The organism is Streptomyces sp. NPDC104106, from assembly GCF_055584345.1.
The window spans coordinates 1-19,644 of record NZ_JBVJMF010000021.1; the positions used below are offsets into that span (position 1 = coordinate 1).

Genomic DNA, 19,644 nt, shown 5'->3' on the forward strand with positions numbered 1-19,644 from the left:
GGGCCTGGAGCATCGTGCCCATGGCCCCGTCGGCGACCACCACACGCGTGGCGAGCGCCTCTCGGAGCGCGGACGCACGGGTCCGGCTGTCGGCGGAAGGGGACGGCGGCAACGAGGCCATGAAGGGGCTCCCTAGATGCGACGGCTGTCGGCTATGCGGCGTCCTGCCGGGCAGGCGGGATGCCGCACGGCGCCAGCGTAGCCGGGAGTCGGCTTGGATGGGCAGCGGCGTCCACGAGGCGGACGGGGGTGGCCGCTGCGTCACGCTCCGGCCACGTGTGATGTAACAGGTGTCGACCGACCATTAGCGGGAGGTCGACATGGACCGGTAGTGTTCGACATTGCCGAACGATGGGTAGCACGATGCACAACGGTGTCCGACGCGGTCGGCACCGATGGACGGCTCGCCCGCGTTCGTCGGCAGTCGAAGGGGACGGAGGCAGGACGGCGATGGCACGGAACATCCAGTCGCTCGAACGGGCGGCCGCGATGCTGCGGCTGCTCGCGGGCGGCGAGCGCAGGCTCGGCCTGTCGGACATCGCCTCGTCACTGGGCCTCGCCAAAGGCACCGCCCACGGCATCCTGCGCACCCTCCAGCAGGAGGGGTTCGTCGAGCAGGACGACACCTCCGGGCGCTACCAGCTGGGCGCGGAGCTGCTGCGCCTCGGCACCACCTACCTGGACGTGCACGAGCTGCGCGCGCGGGCGCTGGTGTGGACCGACGACCTGGCACGCTCCAGCGGGGAGAGCGTCTATCTGGGGGTGCTGCACCAGCAGGGCGTGCTGATCGTGCACCACGTCTTCCGGCCGGACGACAGCCGGCAGGTGCTGGAGATCGGCGCCATGCAGCCACTGCACTCCACCGCGCTGGGCAAGGTGCTCTCGGCCTACGACCCGGTGGCGCACAGTGAGGCACTGGACACGGAGCGCAAGCCCTTCACGGACCGCACGGTGTGCGAGCACGAGGACTTCGAGCACCTCCTCGACATCACGCGCGCGCGTGGGTACGCGGCCGACGTGGAGGAGACCTGGGAGGGCGTGGCGTCCGTCGCCGCGCCCATCCACGACCGGCGCCGGATGCCCGTGGGCGCGGTGGGCATCACCGGCGCCGTGGAGCGGCTGTGCCGGGACGGCGAGCTGCGGCCGGAGCTGATCGCGGCGGTGCGCGACTGCGCCCGCGCGGTCTCCAGGGACCTGGGCGCGGGGCGCTTCTGAGGCACGCCCGCACCAGGGCAAGGCCAGTGCATCACCGCGGGTTGACCGGGGCGCCGGGCGGCGTTCCGGTTCTCGCCCTACCCTGAAACGAACATATCGGACGTAAGGGCCTGGTTGACGCCTCTATGGGGCGCACGATCAGCGATAACCGGAAACGATCAATAACGATCCGATTTTCGATAACGGAACTCTTGACGCATGTGTGGCGCCAAAGCAAGACTCCCGTCCATCGGTCGGCATTGTCGAACACCTACCGGCAATACGCGCTAGAGTGTGACAACGCCAAGGGCCGGCATCGCTCTCACCCCCGAGGGCGCCAGAACTCCCGGAGGGACCCGGGGTTCGGTTACCCCTGGACGAAGGACAAAGGAGTCGCGGGTGTCCAGCTCCGACATCTTCATCGGCGAGACCATCGGTACCGCCATACTCATCCTGCTCGGCGGCGGCGTCTGCGCGGCCGTCACGCTGAAGGCCTCCAAGGCCCGTAACGCCGGCTGGCTCGCCATCGCCTTCGGGTGGGGCTTCGCCGTCATGACGGCCGTCTACATCTCCGGACCGCTCTCCGGGGCGCACCTCAACCCGGCCGTCACCATCGCCCTCGCCATCAAGAACAGCGACTGGACCAACGTCCCGGTCTACCTCGCCGGCCAGCTGCTCGGCGCGATGATCGGCGCGGCCCTGGTGTGGGTCGCCTACTACGGCCAGTTCCACGCGCACCTGACCGACAAGGAGATCGTCGGCGGTCCGGGCGCGCAGGCCACCTCGGCCAAGGCCGTCGAGGCCCAGGAACAGGGCGCCGGCCCCGTCCTCGGCGTCTTCTCCACCGGTCCGGAGATCCGCAACGTGGCGCAGAACCTGGCCACGGAGATCATCGGCACCGTGGTGCTGATCCTCGCGGTGCTCACCCAGGGCCTGAACGACAAGGGCAACGGGCTCGGCGTCCTCGGCGGACTGGTCACCGCTCTCGTGGTGGTGTCGATCGGTCTGTCCCTCGGCGGCCCGACGGGCTACGCCATCAACCCTGCCCGTGACCTGGGTCCGCGCATCGTGCACGCCCTGCTGCCGCTGCCCAACAAGGGCGGTTCCGACTGGTCCTACGCCTGGATCCCGGTGGTCGGTCCGCTGATCGGCGGCGCGATCGCCGCCGGCATCTACAACGTCGCATTCGCTTAAGAAGCAGTCAGTTTCGCTGAAGAAGCAGCAGTCTTCCGGCACGCGCCGTACGGACAGCCCTCACCACGGATCTTCCAGGAGCACACAGTGACCGACGCCCACACCGCAGGCCCCTTCATCGCCGCGATCGACCAGGGCACGACCTCCTCGCGCTGCATCGTCTTCGACAAGGACGGCCGGATCGTCGCCGTCGACCAGAAGGAGCACGAGCAGATCTTCCCCAAGCCGGGCTGGGTCGAGCACAACGCCAACGAGATCTGGACCAACGTCCAGGAAGTCGTCGCCGGAGCCGTCTCCAAGGCCGGCATCACCCGCGACGACATCAAGGCCATCGGCATCACCAACCAGCGCGAGACGACCGTGCTGTGGGACAAGAACACCGGTGAGCCCGTCTACAACGCCATCGTCTGGCAGGACACCCGCACCGACGCCCTGTGCCGGGAGCTGGGCCGCAACGTCGGCCAGGACCGCTTCCGCCGCGAGACGGGCCTGCCGCTCGCCTCGTACTTCTCCGGGCCCAAGGCCCGCTGGCTGCTCGACAACGTCGACGGTCTGAAGGAGCGCGCCGAGGCCGGCGACATCCTCTTCGGCACCATGGACACCTGGGTCATCTGGAACCTGACCGGCGGTGCAGACGGCGGCAAGCACGTCACCGACGTCACCAACGCCTCCCGCACCCTGCTGATGAACCTGCACACCATGGAGTGGGACGAGCGCATCTGCGAGTCCATCGGCGTGCCGCAGCAGATCCTGCCCGAGATCCGCTCCTCCGCCGAGGTCTACGGCGAGATCAAGGGCGGCAAGCTCGGCGAGCTGCTCGGCGGCATCCCGGTCGCCTCCGCGCTCGGCGACCAGCAGGCGGCCCTGTTCGGCCAGTGCTGCTTCGCCGAGGGCGAGACCAAGTCCACCTACGGCACCGGCACCTTCATGGTGATGAACACCGGTGACAAGATCATCAACTCCTACGCCGGTCTGCTGACCACCGTCGGCTACAAGATCGGCGACCAGCCGACGGTGTACGCCCTGGAGGGGTCGATCGCCGTCACCGGCTCCCTGGTGCAGTGGATGCGCGACCAGATGGGCCTCATCTCCACCGCCGCCGAGATCGAGACGCTCGCGCTCTCGGTCGAGGACAACGGCGGCGCCTACTTCGTGCCGGCCTTCTCCGGTCTGTTCGCCCCGCACTGGCGCTCCGACGCCCGCGGTGTGATCGCCGGTCTGACCCGGTACGTCACCAAGGCGCACCTCGCGCGCGCCGTCCTGGAGGCCACCGCCTGGCAGACCCGGGAGATCGCCGACGCCATGGTGAAGGACTCCGGCGACGAGCTGGTGGCCCTGAAGGTGGACGGCGGCATGACCTCCAACAACCTGCTGATGCAGACGCTCGCCGACGTCCTGGACGCGCCGGTGGTGCGCCCGATGGTCGCCGAGACCACCTGCCTCGGCGCCGCCTACGCCGCCGGCCTGGCCGTCGGCTTCTGGTCCAGCACCGACGAACTGCGCGCCAACTGGCGCCGGGCCGCCGAATGGACCCCCCAGATGGACGCGGAGACCCGCGACCGTGAGTACAAGAACTGGCTCAAGGCCGTCGACCGGACCATGGGCTGGATCGAGGACGAGGACTGAGCTGCCCCCACGACAGCTCTGACGAGGAGTAAGTACCCGACATGACCAGTCAGTCCACCCTGAGTTCCGTGCCTGCCCTGGGGACGCACCCGGCCTCCGGCTCCAACCCGAGCCGCGCCGAGACCAGGGAGCAGCTCTCCAAGGCGTCGTACGACCTTCTGGTGATCGGCGGCGGCATCCTGGGCATCTCCACCGCCTGGCACGCCGCGCAGTCCGGCCTGAGGGTGGCTCTGGTCGACGCCGGCGACTTCGCCGGTGCCACGTCCTCCGCCTCCTCCAAGCTGCTCCACGGCGGCCTGCGCTACCTGCAGACCGGTGCGGTGAAGCTCGTGGCGGAGAACCACTTCGAGCGCCGTGCGGTCTCCCGTCAGGTGGCCCCCCACCTGGCGAACCCGCTCACCTTCTACCTCCCCGTGTACAAGGGCGGGCCGCACGGCGCGGCGAAGCTCGGCGCGGGCGTGTTCGCCTACTCGGCGCTCTCCGCGTTCGGCGACGGCGTCGGCCACCTGCTCTCCCCCGCCAAGGCGGCGCAGGACGTGCCCGAGCTGCGCACCGAGAACCTCAAGGCCGTGGCCGTGTACGGCGACGACCAGATGAACGACGCGCGCATGGCGCTGATGACGGTCCGCGCGGCCGTCGAGGCGGGCGCGGTCGTCATCAACCACGCCGAGGTCACCGGCCTGCGCTTCACCAAGGGCCGGGTGACCGGCGCCGACCTCAAGGACCGCCTGTCCGGCGACGAGTTCGGCGTGAGCGCCCGCCTGGTGCTCAACGCGACCGGCCCCTGGGTCGACCACCTGCGGAAGATGGAGGACCCGAACGCGGCCCCGTCCATCCGCCTCTCCAAGGGCGCGCACCTGGTCCTCAAGCGCACCTCCCCGTGGAAGGCCGCGCTCGCGACCCCGATCGACAAGTACCGGATCACCTTCGCCCTCCCCTGGGAGGACATGCTGCTGCTCGGCACCACCGACGAGGAGTTCGAGGGCGACCCGGCGGACGTCGCGGTCAACGACAAGGACATAGCCCAGATCCTGGACGAGGCCGCGTTCTCCGTCCGGGACCAGCAGCTGTCCCGCGATCTGATCACCTACGCCTTCGCCGGTCTGCGCGTGCTGCCGGGCGGCCCCGGCGACACCGCCAAGGCCAAGCGCGAGACCGTGGTGACCGAGGGCAAGGGCGGCATGCTATCCGTCGCGGGCGGCAAGTGGACCACCTTCCGGCACATCGGCCGCACGATCATGAAGAAGCTGGAGGCGTTGCCGGGCCACCCGCTCGGCGACGACTTCGAGCCGATCTCCTCGCTGCCGAAGAAGCTGCCGCTGCCGGGCGTCGCCAACCCGCGCGCCGTCGCCCACCGCCTGCTGGTGGACCACCCGGCGCCCGGCCCGCGCATGGCCGCCGACACGGCGAAGCACCTCGCCACCCACTACGGCTCCCTGGCCTTCGACATCGCCCGGCTGGCGAACGAGAACCCGGAGCTGGCCGAGCGCGTGCACCCCGAGGCGCCGGAGATCTGGGCGCAGGTGGTCTGGGCCCGTGACCACGAGTGGGCCGAGACGCCGGACGACGTGCTGCGCCGCCGTACGACGCTGACGATCCGCGGCCTGGCCACGGACGAGGTCCGCGGGAAGGTGCAGGACCTGCTCGACAGGAAGTAGGCCCGGCCCGGCGAGGGGCGGCTCCACCGTGGGTGGGGCCGCCCCTCTTCGTCCGGACGACCGCGGACAGGGCCCGCATAATGTGCCCTGAGACATCCGAGGTCTGAGCGCGTGCGCTCAGGGGGCGGGCGACAGGAGGCCGGTCATGGCAGTCACCGACGAGGCGATCGAGAAGATCAAGGACATGATCGTCTCCGGTGCGCTGCGCCCCGGCGACCGGCTGCCGAAGGAGAGCGAACTGGCCGCCGCGCTCGGCCTGTCCCGCAACTCGCTGCGGGAGGCGGTAAGAGCCCTGTCGCTGATCCGGATCCTCGACGTACGCCAGGGCGACGGCACCTACGTCACCAGCCTGGATCCGCAACTGCTGCTGGAGGCCATGAGTTTCGTCGTGGACTTCCACCGCGACGACACCGTACTGGAGTTCCTCGCGGTGCGCCGCATCCTGGAGCCGGCCGCGACGGCGATGGCGGCCTTCCGGATCAGCGAGCAGCAACTGGACGCGCTGTCCGCCCAGTTGGACGCGCTGGGCGCGGAGCCCTCGGTGGAGGAACTGGTCGCCGCCGACCTGGAGTTCCACCGCGGCATCGTGCGCGGCGCGGGCAACTCGGTGCTGTGCTCACTGCTGGACGGCCTGTCGGGCCCGACCACGCGGGCCAGGATCTGGCGGGGCCTCACCCAGGAGGACGCGGTCGGGCGCACGCTGCGCGAACACCGGGCGATCCTGGCGGCGCTGCGCGACCGCGACGCGGAGGCGGCCCGCTCCTGGGCGACCGTGCACATCGCGAGCGTGGAGCAGTGGCTGCGCTCCACGCTGTGAGGTCCCGGCCGACCGGGGGTGTTCCGCACAGGCGATCGGGGCAGTGATCCGTTCACTCCCCCGTGCAAGGGGGCTGCGGGCGCCCCCGCCGGACGCCGTAAGGTTGGTGGGTCAAGCGAGGGCACGTCGGAAGGAGGCACTGGGTGATCGAGCTGGAGGGGGTTCCCGAGCTGATCGACCCAGTCATGGTGGCCGCGTTCGAGGGCTGGAACGATGCCGGTGACGCCGCCTCCACGGCGGTCGCGCATCTGGAACGCGAGTTCAAGGGCGAGGTGTTCGCGGCGCTGGACGCCGAGGACTACTACGACTTCCAGGTGAACCGCCCCACGGTGTTCATGGACGGCGGCGTGCGCAAGATCACGTGGCCGACGACCCGGCTGTCGGTGGTCCGGGTCGGCGGCGAGAAGCCGCGCGATCTGGTGCTGGTGCGCGGCATCGAGCCGTCCATGCGCTGGCGTTCGTTCTGCAACGAGCTGCTGGGCTTCGCACACGAGCTGGGTGTGGAGCTGGTGGTCATCCTGGGCGCCCTGCTCGGTGACACCCCGCACACGCGTCCGGTGCCGGTCAGCGGGGTCACGTCCGACCCGGACCTGGCCCAGCGGATGGACCTGGAGGAGACCAAGTACGAGGGGCCGACGGGCATCGTCGGCGTGCTCCAGGAGGCGTGCACGCACGCGGGCGTCCCGGCGGTGTCGCTGTGGGCGGCCGTACCGCACTACGTCTCCCAGCCGCCGAACCCGAAGGCCACGCTGGCGCTGCTCAACCGCCTGGAGGACCTGCTGGACGTGCGCATCCCGCAGGGCGAGCTGCCTGAGGACGCACGCGCCTGGCAGGTGGGCGTGGACCAGCTGGCCGCCGAGGACAGCGAGGTCGCCGAGTACGTGCAGACGCTGGAGGAGGCCCGGGACACCGCCGAGCTGCCGGAGGCGTCGGGCGAGGCGATCGCCCGCGAGTTCGAGCGGTATCTGCGACGCCGGGACGTGGGCCCGCCGGGCGGCAAGCCGCGGCCTTCTCCCGGCGGCGCCAAGGACGACGAGGACGACGCGGAGGACTGAGGGTACGGAAAAGAGGCGGTCTCCCCGAGGGGAGCCGCCTCTTCGCCGTAGGTCGCGGGGTTTACAGGGCGACCCCGAGCAGTGCGTCCACCGCCCGTGTCACCAGGCCCGGCGCGCCCGTGTCCGTGCCGCTCTCCGACTCCTGGCGCTCGGCCCACCGGTCCACGGCGGCCAGCGCGGCCGGGGCGTCGAGGTCGTCGGCGAGTGCCTCGCGGATCTCCTCCACCAGCGCGTCGGCGGACGGGCCGTCGGGGCGGGAGACGGCGGCGCGCCAGCGGCCGAGGCGGGCCACGGCGTCCTGCAGGACCTGGTCGGTCCACTCCCAGTCGGCGCGGTAGTGGTGGGCCAGGAGGGCGAGCCGGATCGCGGCCGGGTCGACGCCGTCGCGGCGCAGCCGGGAGACGAAGACCAGGTTGCCCTTGGACTTCGACATCTTCTCGCCGTTCAGGGCGACCATGCCGGCGTGTACGTAGGCCCTGGCCATGGGGAACTCACCGGTGAGCACCTGGGCGTGCGAGGCGCCCATCTCGTGGTGCGGGAAGGCGAGGTCGGAGCCGCCGCCCTGGACGTCGAAGCCCATGCCGAGGTGGTCCAGGGCGATGGCCACGCACTCGATGTGCCAGCCGGGCCGGCCGGGGCCGAGGGAGCGGCCGTCCCAGCTGGGCTCGCCCTCGCGGGCCGCCATCCACAGCATCGGGTCCAGCGGGTTCTTCTTGCCCGGACGGTCCGGGTCGCCGCCGCGCTCGGCGGACAGCAGCCGCATCGCGGCCGCGTCGAGGTTCGAGACCTTGCCGAAGTGCGGGTCGGACTCGACGGAGAAGTAGATGTCGCCCTCCAGCTCGTAGGCCGCGCCGAGTTCGCGCAGCCGCTCCACGAGCGGGACGATGCCGGGTATCGCCTCGACGGCACCTATGTACTGCTGGGGCGGGAGCATCCTGAGGGCCGTCATGTCCTCGCGGAAGAGGGCCGTCTCCTTCTCGGCGAGGGCGACCCAGTCGACGCCGTCCCGCTCCGCGCGCTCCAGCAGCGGATCGTCGACGTCGGTGACGTTCTGGACGTAGTGGACCTGCCGCTTGGTGTCGAGCCACACGCGCTGAACGAGGTCGAACGCGTTGTAGGTCGCCGCGTGCCCCATGTGGGTGGCGTCGTACGGCGTGATGCCGCAGACGTAGAGACGGGCGACGGGACCGGGGTCGAGGGTGACCGGACCGCCGGTCGCGGTGTCGTGGATCCTCAGGTCGCGGCCCTGACCAGGCAGGGCGGGGACCTCGGAAGCGGGCCAGGCATGCATGTACATGAGCCTAACCGGCCACGAGCTGCGTATACGAACGGGATCGGCGTGGATGGCCGGTTAGACGGTCTTGTGCATCCGTGCCGCGTGTGCTTGCCGGCGCCGGCATCCGGCCCGCACGCGCCGGCTCACACCGGCGGCCACGGGATCGCCGGCCACTCCCCGCCGGGCTCGGGATGCACGCCGGAGGCGAGCAACGCCTCGACACGCGCGCGCGTGGCGTCGATCTCGGCCGGTGTGATCAGTGCGGCGAGCCGCTCGCCCAGCGGCCCGCCCAGCCCCTCGCGCAGGCTCTGAAGGACGTCGACCGCCTCGCCGGTCAGCGGCTCCCCGGCCCAGCCCCACAACAGGGTGCGGAGCTTGTTCTCGACGTGGAAGGCGACTCCGTGGTCGATGCCGTAGAGGCGGCCCTCGGGGGTGGGCAGCAGGTGTCCGCCCTTGCGGTCGGCGTTGTTGATCACCGCGTCGAGGACGGCGAGCCGGCGCAGCCGCTCGTCGTCGGCGTGCACCAGCAGCGCGGTGCGGCCCTCGCCGACCTCCGCGAGGCCGATCGCCTTCCAGCCCGGCTCCGGCTCCTCGGCGTCGACCAGGGCCAGCAGCTCGGCCTCGGCCTGGACGTCGATCCACAGCTGGCACATGCCCTCGCCGTACGGCCCCGCGCGCAACACGGTCGGCGGGACCAGGCCCCAGCCGGTGGCCTCGGAGACCTCGTAGGCGGCCGCCTCGCGGCCGGCCAGGGTGCCGTCGGGGAAGTCCCACAGGGGGCGCTCCCCGGCCACCGGCTTGTAGACGCAGGAGGCTTCCTGCCCGTCGAGGGCGATGGTGCAGAACAGCGCGGCGTTGGACGCCTCGCGGATCCGGCCGCGCACGGTCAGCTCACCGCGCGCGAGCAACTCGGCGACGGCCGAGTCCGCTGCGGCGTCGATGGGCGTCACGCTCCGCGGCGGTATCCGTTCTGGCGCGGACATACGTGTCCTTCCGGATCGAGCGGGAGGCTGCACAGCGGGCACGGCGGCCGCCCGGCGTTGACGACGTCCAGGGCGCGCTTGGCGAAGGCCCTGGCCTGCGCGCCGGTCAGCCGGACCCGCAGCATCGGGGGCCCGTTCTCCTCGTCCTGGAGCAGTCGCTCCTCGGCCTCGGCGAGGTCCTCCTCGGTGTCGGCGTCCAGCTCCACCAGGGCCTGCGCCTCGACGATCATGCGCTGCTCCTCGCCGTCCCAGGCGAGCGCCATGGTGCCGACGCGGAACTCCTCGTCGACGGGGGTCTCCAGCGGGGCGGTGTCGGCGATCTCGGTGGGCGCCATGGCGGGGACGGCGGCGCTGCCGCCACTGCGCCGGACCACCTCGTCGAGCAGTTCGTCCATGCGCTCGGCGAGCGCGGCCACCTGGGTCTTCTCCAGGGCCACACTGGTCACCCGGGAGCCTGCGGTGGCCTGGAGGAAGAACGTACGGCGCCCGGGCAGTCCTACCGTGCCGGCCACGAAGCGGTCCGGCGGGTCGTAGAGGAACACCTGACGGGACACGTCCTGATCTCCATTGGGTTCGAGAGCTTCAGCGGTGCGGGCCACGCGGGTGCGCGACTCCCGGTGGATCCGGTTGCGGTGGATCGCTTCACCCTACTGCGGCCGACGATCACGGTGCGCCCGCACCACCCCCGACCGGTGCGTCGCCCTCGCCGGTGTCCCCGCCGGGTTCCTCGCGCGGGGCGAGGGAAGCGAAGTCCCCGGTGTCGCCGAGCCGGATCAGGAAGGGCCGCAGGCGGGTGTAGCGGATCGCGGTGACGGAACAGGGCTCCACGGAGATCCGCTGGAAGAGGTCGAGGTGAAGTCCGAGGGCGTCGGCGACCAGGGACTTGATGATGTCCCCGTGCGAGCACATGAGGTAGACGGCGTCGGCGCCGTGGTCGCGCTCCACGCGCGCGTTCCACTCGCGTACGGCCTCGGCGGCGCGCGTCTGCATGGCGCGCAGGGACTCGCCGCCGGGGAAGGCGGCGGCCGACGGGTGGGCCTGGACGACCTCCATCAGCGGCTCGTCCTTCAGCTCGGCGAGCTTGCGGCCGGACCAGTCGCCGTAGTGGCACTCCCCGATCCGTTCGTCGGTGTGGGCGCGCAGGCCGGGGCGGGCCTCCAGCAGCGGCCGTACGGTCTCCTGGCAGCGCTGGAGCGGGCTGGCGACGACCTCGGAGATCGGCAGGCCCGCGAGCCGCGCGGGCAGCGCGGCGGCCTGGGCGGCCCCCCGCTCGTCCAGGGCCACCCCTGGCGTCCATCCGGCGAGCACGCCGGAGGTGTTGGCGGTGGAGCGTCCGTGCCTTACGAGGATCAGCGTGGGCATGCGGCCCAGGGTAGGCGTATCGGCGTGCGCGCCGCTGGGCGGGCGGAAGGAGAATGCGCTCCATGATCGTGGACTGCCCCGTCTGCCGGCACGGGCACCGCGGCGAGGGCCCGGGCCGGAGGAGGACCCGGAGATGCTCGACAAGGCCCCGCCTCGGTGCTGTACGCGATCTCGGACGCCGTCGTCGGCCGCTGCCTGGAGGTGGCGACGGAGCTGCAGACCGCTCCGGAGGAACTGGAGGCGGAGGTGTCCGAGCCGGAGCGGGGCGGCTCGCGCCACACCGCGTCCCGGATCTGCACTTTCAAGCGGCAGGTCCTGGCCGGCACCGGCGCGCCCGGCGGCCCGGTGCCCTTCGTGCACGACACGGCACGGCCCTTGTTCCGGGACGTCGGCGACCACCTGCTGCGCCATGAACTTCGACCACATGCCGGAGCTGCACCGGGTGTGGTCGTATCCGGCGGTGATCCTGCTGACGGCCGCGCTGGGGGTGCTGCTGCACCGCCTGTCCAGGCGGCGCGCGTGGCTGTGAGTCCCGCTCAGGCGAACTCCGCCGCGGGGGTGGCGGGCCCGCCGAGGGCGTCGCGCCGCTCGGGCATGCGCAGCGTGGTCATACGGCGCCGGCCGGCGAGGCGTTCGTAGCCGTACACGGCGCGGATGGCGGCCGCGAAGAGGGCGGATCGTGCCCGGGACCAGCCGAGGACGCGGCCCATGCGCGCCATGACGGCGAGGCTGACGTCCGGGTGGACCGCGATCTCGGCGAGCGCGCACGCGCGCAGGGTGCGCTGGATCCGCCGGCCGTGCCCGGCGGCGGCGAAGCCCAGCAGTTCCTCGTGGGTGTAGGCGAGGTGGCCGGCCTCGCCGGCGGAGATCATCCGCACGGCCTTGCCGACCTCCGGGTGGCCGGCGAAGTACCGGCGCAGCAGCGCCATCTGCTCGGCGGCGCGCTGCTCGGTGACGCGGCTGTGGGAGAGGTGGACGATGATGTCCCGCACGGTCAGCGGCTCGTCGCGCCGGCGTCTGTCGTGGGCGAGACCGATGCCGCGCCGTTCCAGGAGCATCGTGTAGTCGGTCTCGGGCGGTATGGGGGCGGGCGTGAGTCCGCGCTTGCGCAGCAGGGCGTGGAAGATGCGGCCGTGCTTGTCCTCGTCGGTACGTGGCGGGCGATCTTCGGGGCGAGGGCGCGTTGGCTCTCCGGGACCCAGCGCGGCGATCCTTCCGTTCTCCCAGCCGCCCTGGGACTCGCCGCCGGCGGCGGTGGAGCAGAACAGCCGGAAGGACTCGTCGTGGTCGAGGATCTCCTGGAACAGACTCCTGGCCGAGAGCATCGGCGCCACCTCTCCGCAAGATGCAAGACTTCGCAGCATGCGCGACATTCCGCAAAGGCCGAGTCACATGCGGACGCCGGGGAGTCGCGACACGGGTGCCCCGAGGCTCCGCCGAAAGAAGGAACGCCGGGGGTCGTAACCGGGCGGCGCCTGGCGCGTTGTTCCCTGTGCCGGCCGTGGCGGGGAAGACCCCCGAGCCCCCACCACGGCCGCTGAAATCCTCCTCCGCGCCCCCCTGAAGCCCCTTACGCCAGTCCGGCCCGCTCCAGGGCCTCGCTGCCGGCCCGCAGGGAGGCGAGCCGCTCCTCCAGCGTGAAGCCGGCCGGGGCGAGGCTGAGGGTGGTGACCCCGGCGGCGGCGTAGGCCTTCATCCGGTCGGCGATCCGGTCCACGGAGCCCAGCAGGGTCGTCTTGTCGATGAGTTCCTGCGGCACGGCGGCCGCGGCACCGGCCTTGTCCCCGGCCAGGTACTTCTCCTGGATCTCGGCGGCCTCCTTCTCGTACCCCATGCGCCGCGCGAGCTGGTTGTAGAAGTTCTGCTTGGCGCTGCCCATGCCGCCCACGTACAACGCGGTGTAGGGCCGGAAGGTGTCGGCGAGCCGGGCCACGTCCTTGTCGTCGCCGACGGCCAGCGGCAGGGTCGGGCAGACGTCGAAGCCGTCGAGGGTCTTGCCGGCCTTCGCGCGCCCCGCGCGCAGGTACGTGATCGTGGTCTCGTCCAGGTGCTCGGCGGAGGGGAAGATCAGCAGGGCGCCGTCGGCGATCTCACCCGTCTGCTCCAGGTTCTTCGGGCCGATCGCGGCGATGTACAGCGGGATGTGCTCGCGCTGCGGGTGCACGGTCAGCTTGATCGGCTTGCCCGGGCCGCCGGGCAGCGGCAGCGTCCAGTGCTCGCCTTCGAACGTCAGCCGTTCCCGGGTCATCGCCTTGCGCACGATCTCGACGTACTCACGCGTGCGTGCCAGCGGCTTGTCGAACCTGACGCCGTACCAGCCCTCGGAGACCTGGGGACCGGACACCCCGAGGCCGAGGCGGAAGCGCCCGCCGGAGAGCGAGTCGAGCGTCGCGGCCGTCATGGCCGTCATCGCGGGCTGCCGCGCCGGGATCTGGAAGATGGCGGAGCCGACGTCGATGCGCTCGGTCTGGGCGGCGACCCAGCTGAGCACCGTGGCCGCGTCGGATCCGTACGCCTCGGCGGCCCAGCACACGGAGAAGCCCAGCCGGTCGGCCTCCTGGGCCACGGCCAGATTGTCCCCGTCCATTCCGGCACCCCAGTAGCCGAGGTTGATCCCGAGTTGCATGGCCGAATCCCCTTACCCGTGAGTAACGTCGCTGTGGGGGCGACCTTAGCGCGGGGACGGGCGTCCGAGGCAGGGCACGACCGGGACAGGGGCCGGGATCACAGCGTCCGGGGCAGGTCCGGCGCGGGGCCGCCGAGTTATCCACAGGCCACCCACCGCATGGGTTCTGGCCAGTAATCTCGCGGACATGGAGCAGAGGCATCTCGGCCGTACCGGCCTTCGCGTGTCCCGGATCGGCCTCGGCACCCTCACCTGGGGCCGGGACACCGACCAGCACGACGCCGCGGACATGCTGAAGGCGTTCTGGGAAGCCGGCGGCACGCTCGTCGACACGGCGGACGTGTACGGCGACGGGGAGGCGGAGTATCTGCTCGGACAGCTGATGGAGGGCCTGGTGCCGCGGCGCGACCTGGTGATCTCCACGAAGGCGGGCAGCGTCCGTGACCCCGACCGCCGCTTCGACGGCTCCCGCGGCCATCTGCTCGCCGCGCTCGACGACTCCCTGGCCCGCCTGGGCACGGACTACGTCGACCTGTGGCACGTGCACGCCTACGACCCCGGCACGCCGTTGGAGGAGACCCTCCAGGCCCTCGACATAGCGGTGAGCAGCGGGCGCGCCCGCTACGCCGGCGTGTCCAACTTCTGCGGCTGGCAGCTCGCCAAGGCGGCCACCTGGCAGCTCGCGGCACCCGGCACCCGTACCCGGCTGGCCGCCACGCAGATGGAGTACTCGCTGCTCCAGCGGGGCGTCGAGCGCGAGGTGCTGCCCGCGGCCCTCGACCTCGGCGTCGGCCTGCTGCCCTCCTCCCCGCTCGGCCGGGGCGTGCTGACCGGCAAGTACCGGCACACCACTCCCGCGGACTCGCGCGGCGCCTCCGAGCATCTGGCGCCCTTCGTGGAGCCGTACCTCGACGACACGGCGACGCGCATCGTGGACGCGGTGACGACGGCCGCCGACGGGCTCGCCGTCACCCCGCTCCAGGTGGCCCTCGCCTGGGTCCGGGACCGGCCCGGCGTGGCCGCCCCGATCGTCGGCGCGCGCAACGCCCAGCAGCTCACGGCCGCGTTGTCAGTGGAGGCCCTTAGTCTTCCTGACGAGATCTGCCGGGCGCTGGACGATGTGTCGGCGCCTGTGCACCGCTATCCCGATCACGACTGGAGCACGCTGTGAGCACGGAGCCGGAGACCACGGAGGAAGCCGGGCCGGGGACGCCGGACACACCCGAGGGCCCGGGCGGCCGAAGCACCCCCACACCCGAGGCCGGCCGTGCCGACGCCCCAGGCGACGACGGGCCGGCATCCGGCACCGCCGCGAACGGCGCCGAAGCGGAGCACGAGAGCGCGAGCGGGAGCGGGAGCGGTCCGGCGGCGCGGGGGCCTCACGGCGACGCCGGCGCGGGCGAGTCCGACGGTGAGACCGGCACGCGAGAGGTCATGACTGAGGGCGGGAGCAGCCCGGCGGCGCACGGGCCCCACGGCGACACCGGCGGGGCAGGGAGTGGGGTTGGGGTCGGCGTCGGCTCGGGTGGGCGCGGCAGCGGCGCCGACGGCACAGCGGACCGTGCCGAGGACGCGTCGGACGCCGGCGCCGGCGGTGGCGGCGCGGAAGGCGGCGGGAGCGTCGAAGGCGCAGGCAGGAGCGGTGGCGCGGCCACAGACCATGCCGCGGACCTGCCGGACGCCGACGCCGACGGAAGCGGTGCGGGCGCCGGCGGTGGCGCGGAAGGCAGCGGGAGCGGCGCGGGCGAGGCCGAGGGCGGCGCGCGTGAGAACGGTGGCGGCGCCGAAGGCGGGGGCGGGTTGTCCGAGGCGGAGGCCGAGTTGGCCGCGCAGCGGGTGGAGCGGGAGCGGATCGAGCGGCGAAAGGCCGAGAAGAAGGCGCCGATCGAGAGCGGCACCAAGCTCAGCGGCACGGCGGCCGACCTGCTGGCGGCGGTCCGCGCCGTGGAGAGCGGCGCGAAGCCGGCGGCCACGGCGTTCGCCGAGCCCGCGCCGGCCCCGCGCCGGCCGGCCCCGGAGCCGGTGCGCCGGCCGCAGCCCGCCCCGGCCCCGGCCGCTGTCACTCCCGCCGCCCCCGCGGCACGGACCGTGGACGCCGTCCGCCAGGTGCTGGCAGAGGGCGGCGCGCCCGAAGCCCTGGCCCCACAGGTCGCGGCGGTGCTCGGCGAGGGGGCCGAGACCGTGCTGCGCGAGGACCCCTGGCAGCTGCTGCGCGTCGGCGGCGTACGGCCCGAGCAGGCCGACGGCTTCGCGCGAGCGCTGCTCGGCGCCGGCTGCGGGCCGGACGACGAGCGGCGGGCCCGCGCGGTGACCGTCTGGCTGCTGGAGCAGGCGGCGCTGGCCGGGCACACCGCGCTGGAACTGCCCACGCTCACGGCGGCCCTGGGCCGACAGGGCGTGCCCGACGCGGACACGGCCGTGCAGAGCACCCTCGCCGAGGGGGAGGCCCTGGCCTTCCAGGACGCGCTGGACGACCCGGCGGACGCCGCTCCTCGGGCGACGGACGAGGGGGGCGCCACCGCCGAGGCCGAGGACGCGGAGCGGCCGGTCCGCGTCCTCGTCGGCCTGGAGCGCTACGCACTGGCCGAGGAGAGCCTCGCCGACGGCCTGGCCCGGCTGGCCAACTCGCTGCCGAATGACGCCGAGGAGGCCTGGCGGGCGGCCGCCGACCGGACTGCCGGCGGCGCGGCCGAGCTGGCCCGCGCGGTCGCCGGGCACGGCCTGGTGCTGCACACCGGCGGGGAGGCCGCCGGGGCCGAACCGGCCGCCCTGCTCGACGCCTCCCGCGCCGCCGGCCTGCGCGCCTTCGCCGTCTGCCACACGCCCGACGGCCGCCGGCGCCTTACCGCGCTGCCGGGTCCGGACGCGGCCGAGCGCGGCGTGGGCACGGTGTCCGGTCTGCTGTCGGGCGCCGAGGGGCCGGGCCGGGACGCGGACGGTGCCCTGGAGCTGGACCTGCTGATCGTGCTGGACGCCCCCCAGCTCGACGTGGAGAGCGCCGCGATGCTCGTGGAGTCGCTGCCGGACGGGGCCCGGCTGGTGCTCAGCGGCGATCCGGCGGTGCTGTGGTCCGCCGGACCCGGCCGGGTCTTCGCTGATCTGCTCGCCGCCCGCGCCTGCCCGCAGATCGCCTCGCGCGTGCCCGACCCCGGCCCGATCGGCGAACTCGTCTCCGGCATCGGCATCGGCGAGCTGAACCAGGTCGACGCGCCCGGCAAGGAGATCGTCATCGTCCCCGTGCGGGACGCGGGCGAGGCCGTGCACCGCACGGTCCAGCTGGTCGCGGACTCGGTGCCGAGGGCGATCGGCGTTCCGGCCGAGCAGACCGTGGTGATCACCCCGGGGCACGGCGGCGCCGCGGGCACCCGCGCCCTCAACGCCGCCCTGAAGGAACGCCTCAACCCCGGTCCCGGCCGCTTCGGCGGCTTCGACCCCGGCGACCAGATCGCCTACGCCCCAGCTCCCGGCCGTACGGTGCCGGGCGTGGTCGTCAAGGCCGACGCCGACGGGCTGCACCTGTCGTGCGCGGGCGTCCCGGTCGTCGTGCCGCGCGAGCGCGTGGAGGGCGTCGTACGCCACGGCTGGGCGCTGACCGCGCATCAGGCGGTCGGGGCGCGCTGGCCGGCCGCGGTCGTGGTGCTGCCCGGCGACGCGGCACAGGCGCTCAGCAGGCCCTGGGTGTACACGGCGTTCGGCCGCGCGGAGCGGCATCTGTCCGTGGTCCACGGGGTGGAGCAGGCACTGCCGAAGGCGGTCGCGGAGGTCATGGCCAAGCCGCGCACGACCCGTCTGCAGACGCTGCTGCGCACGCAGGCGCCGAGCGAGTAGGCCGCGTTCCGCCGCGCCGGCGACCGGCCGGGCGGCGGGTCCCGGCGGTGCCGCACCGGCCTCGGGCCGGCCCGGCGCCGCCGGGGGACGTCACCTCCTGACGTCCTTCACCGCGTTGTCCTCTTCTTCGACCTCGTCGTCGGCCTCTTCTTCGACCTCGTCGTCGTCCCCGTGCTCGTCCTGGTGTTCGTCCTCGTCCTCGATGAACTCCAGATCGTCGCCGTCATCGTTCTCGTCGCCGTCCTCGTCGTCGAACACGGCGCTCACGTCGAACCGGCACACCACCCCTTGCCGGTCGATGTGCTCGAACGGCGTCTCCAGCCATTCCCCGGGCTCCGCGGGCTCCTCCGCCGCGGTGACCCAGAGCGTGGAGTCGCCCTCCTCCAGGCCGAACTCCTTGTGCCGGGAGGCGATCTCGTCGGGTTCGAACTCACCGAAGAGGACGCCCAGTGCGCCGGGCACCGTGCCGGCGGCGCCCTCGGCGAAGCCGCCGCTCTCGTCGTACTCCGCCGCCTCCACCCGCTGGGCCTGCGCGAGCAGCCGCTGGGGTTCCACGACGGCGTAGTCGCGGCGGATCAGCACGCTGATCGCGTGGGGTTCCTCGGGGCCCGCGTACGGCGGCAGCTCCTCCGCACCGGGGATCTCGAAGGGCGTGACCTCGTCGTAGCGGTCGTAGAGCAGCTCGTCGTACACCTCGGCGGCCGCGGCCAGCTGGTTGAACGCCTCGGAGACGGCCGGGTCGTCCTCCCCCGACCTGCGTTCGACCGCCGCCAGATGACGGTCGAGCGCGGTCTTGACCGCCTCGGCGGCCGCACGTACCTCGGCAGCGGTGGGCTGCGCAGCATCAGACATAGTGCAGACGCTATCCGTACCGGGCCCCAGCCCGCACAATAGATGCGATGCCGGAATACGAATTTGTCGACGTGTACGTACCTCGCGGGGTCTCCCGCAAGGAAGCCACACGTCTGCTGACGGACCATGCCGAGTACGGACACTGGGAGTTGGACCGACTGAGCCTGATGCGCGACGGCAGCCGCAAGGTCCGGCTGCGTCGGCGGATCATCCGCCAGGTGCGTGCGACGTGGTGATGCCGGGCACATGAAGGGAGCGGGCCCGCCGGCATGGCGGGGCCCGCTCCGTTCAGCCGCGGCCGCGACCTAGCCCATGGCCCGCGCCTTGCGGTAGAGCACCACGCCCGCGAGCAGCGCGCCCGCGCCGGCCGGCACCGCCAGGCCGAGCGGCACGTCGCTGCCGGTGTGGGCGAGTTCCGACGTGGCCGGGAGCTGGGCGCCCCGGCCGCCCTGTGCGACCTGGGCGGACGTCGGGGGCCGGTGTGCCTGCTGTGACCCCTGGGGCGTGTGAACGCCCTTACCCGGCGGGGTGGTTGGCCCTCCCGGATGACCCGGATGACCCGGCTGTCCGGGGTGACCCGGGTGACCAGGATGTCCTGGATGACCGGGATGGCCCGGGTGGCCGGGATGACCTGGCGGGTTTCCGTTCCCGTCGCCCGGCGGCTGGGTCGGGTGGTGACCGCCGCCGCCGTTGGCACAGTCGTTGCCCGTGGCGGTGTTGCCCACGCCGACGACGTTGACGCTGTTGCCGCAGACGTTCACCGGGACGTCGATCGGCACCTGCACGGTGTTGCCGGAGCCGACGCCGGGCGAGCCGCCGGTGTGACCGCCCGCGTGCGCACCGCCGGAACCACCGGAGCCGCCATGGCTCCCCGCACCGCCGTGGTTGGCGCACGAGTTGCCCACGGACGGGTTGAGCAGTCCGACGACGTTCACGGTGTTGCCGCAGACGTTCACCGGCACGTGCACCGGTGCCTGCACCGTGTTGCCGGACAGTACGCCGGGTGAGCCGGCGGCGGCGCCCAGGGCGCCGGAGTCCGCGTGGGCGTAGCCGCTCGCGGCGGCGATCACGCCGGTCGCGGCGGCCATCGTCATCAGACCTTTGCGCGTGGCCTGTCGCATGCTGAATCCCCCCTGCCTTCGCTTCTTGCACAAAGCGCTTCACTCGGAACGA

16 protein-coding genes and 2 pseudogenes are annotated in these 19,644 nt (G+C 72.6%); 10 read left to right on the top strand and 8 right to left on the bottom strand.

Translation table 11 applies throughout. The features are described 5' to 3' along the window. Positions 1-450 precede the first annotated feature (450 nt). The 6 genes from ACZ60X_RS35295 (at position 451) to ACZ60X_RS35320 (ending at position 7,544) form a co-directional block, all read left to right on the top strand. Complete coding sequence (locus tag ACZ60X_RS35295; RefSeq protein ID WP_469607508.1) at positions 451-1,215, top strand: IclR family transcriptional regulator; 765 nt, start codon at positions 451-453, stop codon at positions 1,213-1,215. A 378-nt stretch (positions 1,216-1,593) separates the two neighbouring features. Continuing rightward, positions 1,594-2,388: an MIP/aquaporin family protein gene (locus tag ACZ60X_RS35300; RefSeq protein WP_469607511.1), complete on the top strand. Its 795-nt coding sequence runs from the start codon at positions 1,594-1,596 to the stop codon at positions 2,386-2,388. An 87-nt stretch (positions 2,389-2,475) separates the two neighbouring features. Further along, complete coding sequence (gene glpK / locus ACZ60X_RS35305) at positions 2,476-4,014, top strand: glycerol kinase GlpK (protein WP_469607514.1); 1,539 nt, start codon at positions 2,476-2,478, stop codon at positions 4,012-4,014. A gap of 41 nt (positions 4,015-4,055) precedes the next feature. Further along, on the top strand, positions 4,056-5,672 hold the full coding sequence (locus ACZ60X_RS35310) for a glycerol-3-phosphate dehydrogenase/oxidase (RefSeq protein ID WP_469607516.1): 1,617 nt from the start codon (positions 4,056-4,058) through the stop codon (positions 5,670-5,672). A 145-nt stretch (positions 5,673-5,817) separates the two neighbouring features. Continuing rightward, a complete protein-coding gene (locus ACZ60X_RS35315) occupies positions 5,818-6,489 on the top strand; it encodes a FadR/GntR family transcriptional regulator (RefSeq protein WP_469607520.1) in 672 nt (223 codons plus the stop codon). A 143-nt stretch (positions 6,490-6,632) separates the two neighbouring features. Then, complete coding sequence (locus ACZ60X_RS35320; protein ID WP_469607523.1) at positions 6,633-7,544, top strand: PAC2 family protein; 912 nt, start codon at positions 6,633-6,635, stop codon at positions 7,542-7,544. Between the two features lie 61 nt (positions 7,545-7,605). Here ACZ60X_RS35320 and mshC read toward each other — a convergent pair whose 3' ends face one another. From mshC to ACZ60X_RS35340, 4 genes are all read right to left on the bottom strand, one after another. Continuing rightward, on the bottom strand, positions 7,606-8,835 hold the full coding sequence (gene mshC / locus ACZ60X_RS35325; protein ID WP_469607526.1) for a cysteine--1-D-myo-inosityl 2-amino-2-deoxy-alpha-D-glucopyranoside ligase: 1,230 nt from the start codon (positions 8,833-8,835) through the stop codon (positions 7,606-7,608). Positions 8,836-8,963: 128 nt separating this feature from the next. Beyond that, positions 8,964-9,803 carry an SCO1664 family protein gene (locus ACZ60X_RS35330; protein WP_469607528.1) on the bottom strand — a complete coding sequence of 280 codons (840 nt, stop codon included), beginning with the start codon at positions 9,801-9,803 and terminating at the stop codon, positions 8,964-8,966. Further along, positions 9,767-10,357 carry a DUF3090 domain-containing protein gene (locus ACZ60X_RS35335; protein ID WP_469607531.1) on the bottom strand — a complete coding sequence of 197 codons (591 nt, stop codon included), beginning with the start codon at positions 10,355-10,357 and terminating at the stop codon, positions 9,767-9,769. Before ACZ60X_RS35335 ends, ACZ60X_RS35330 begins: the two co-directional genes overlap by 37 nt. A 109-nt stretch (positions 10,358-10,466) precedes the next feature. Beyond that, positions 10,467-11,165: a histidine phosphatase family protein gene (locus tag ACZ60X_RS35340; protein ID WP_469607534.1), complete on the bottom strand. Its 699-nt coding sequence runs from the start codon at positions 11,163-11,165 to the stop codon at positions 10,467-10,469. Between the two features lie 99 nt (positions 11,166-11,264). On the opposite strand from ACZ60X_RS35340, the pseudogene ACZ60X_RS35345 reads away from it, so the two are divergent. Beyond that, positions 11,265-11,694, top strand: a pseudogene (locus tag ACZ60X_RS35345) (magnesium transporter CorA family protein); the annotation flags it as partial. 7 nt (positions 11,695-11,701) lie between these two features. Here ACZ60X_RS35345 and ACZ60X_RS35350 read toward each other — a convergent pair. Next, positions 11,702-12,490: pseudogene (locus tag ACZ60X_RS35350) on the bottom strand (ferritin-like domain-containing protein). A gap of 245 nt (positions 12,491-12,735) precedes the next feature. Continuing rightward, complete coding sequence (locus ACZ60X_RS35355; protein WP_469607537.1) at positions 12,736-13,791, bottom strand: LLM class F420-dependent oxidoreductase; 1,056 nt, start codon at positions 13,789-13,791, stop codon at positions 12,736-12,738. A gap of 187 nt (positions 13,792-13,978) precedes the next feature. Between ACZ60X_RS35355 and ACZ60X_RS35360 the strand changes: the two genes are divergently transcribed. Both ACZ60X_RS35360 and ACZ60X_RS35365 read left to right on the top strand, forming a co-directional pair. Then, a complete protein-coding gene (locus tag ACZ60X_RS35360; RefSeq protein ID WP_469607540.1) occupies positions 13,979-14,962 on the top strand; it encodes an aldo/keto reductase in 984 nt (327 codons plus the stop codon). A gap of 263 nt (positions 14,963-15,225) precedes the next feature. Further along, positions 15,226-17,619: a helix-hairpin-helix domain-containing protein gene (locus ACZ60X_RS35365; RefSeq protein WP_469607543.1), complete on the top strand. Its 2,394-nt coding sequence runs from the start codon at positions 15,226-15,228 to the stop codon at positions 17,617-17,619. 90 nt (positions 17,620-17,709) lie between these two features. Here ACZ60X_RS35365 and ACZ60X_RS35370 read toward each other — a convergent pair whose 3' ends face one another. Then, on the bottom strand, positions 17,710-18,471 hold the full coding sequence (locus tag ACZ60X_RS35370; RefSeq protein WP_469607546.1) for a hypothetical protein: 762 nt from the start codon (positions 18,469-18,471) through the stop codon (positions 17,710-17,712). Between the two features lie 47 nt (positions 18,472-18,518). Between ACZ60X_RS35370 and ACZ60X_RS35375 the strand changes: the two genes are divergently transcribed. Beyond that, complete coding sequence (locus tag ACZ60X_RS35375) at positions 18,519-18,707, top strand: DUF5703 family protein (RefSeq protein ID WP_067050609.1); 189 nt, start codon at positions 18,519-18,521, stop codon at positions 18,705-18,707. A 69-nt stretch (positions 18,708-18,776) separates the two neighbouring features. On the opposite strand, the gene ACZ60X_RS35380 is transcribed toward ACZ60X_RS35375, so the two are convergent. Further along, a complete protein-coding gene (locus ACZ60X_RS35380) occupies positions 18,777-19,592 on the bottom strand; it encodes a chaplin (RefSeq protein WP_469607549.1) in 816 nt (271 codons plus the stop codon). Positions 19,593-19,644: the final 52 nt, after the last annotated feature.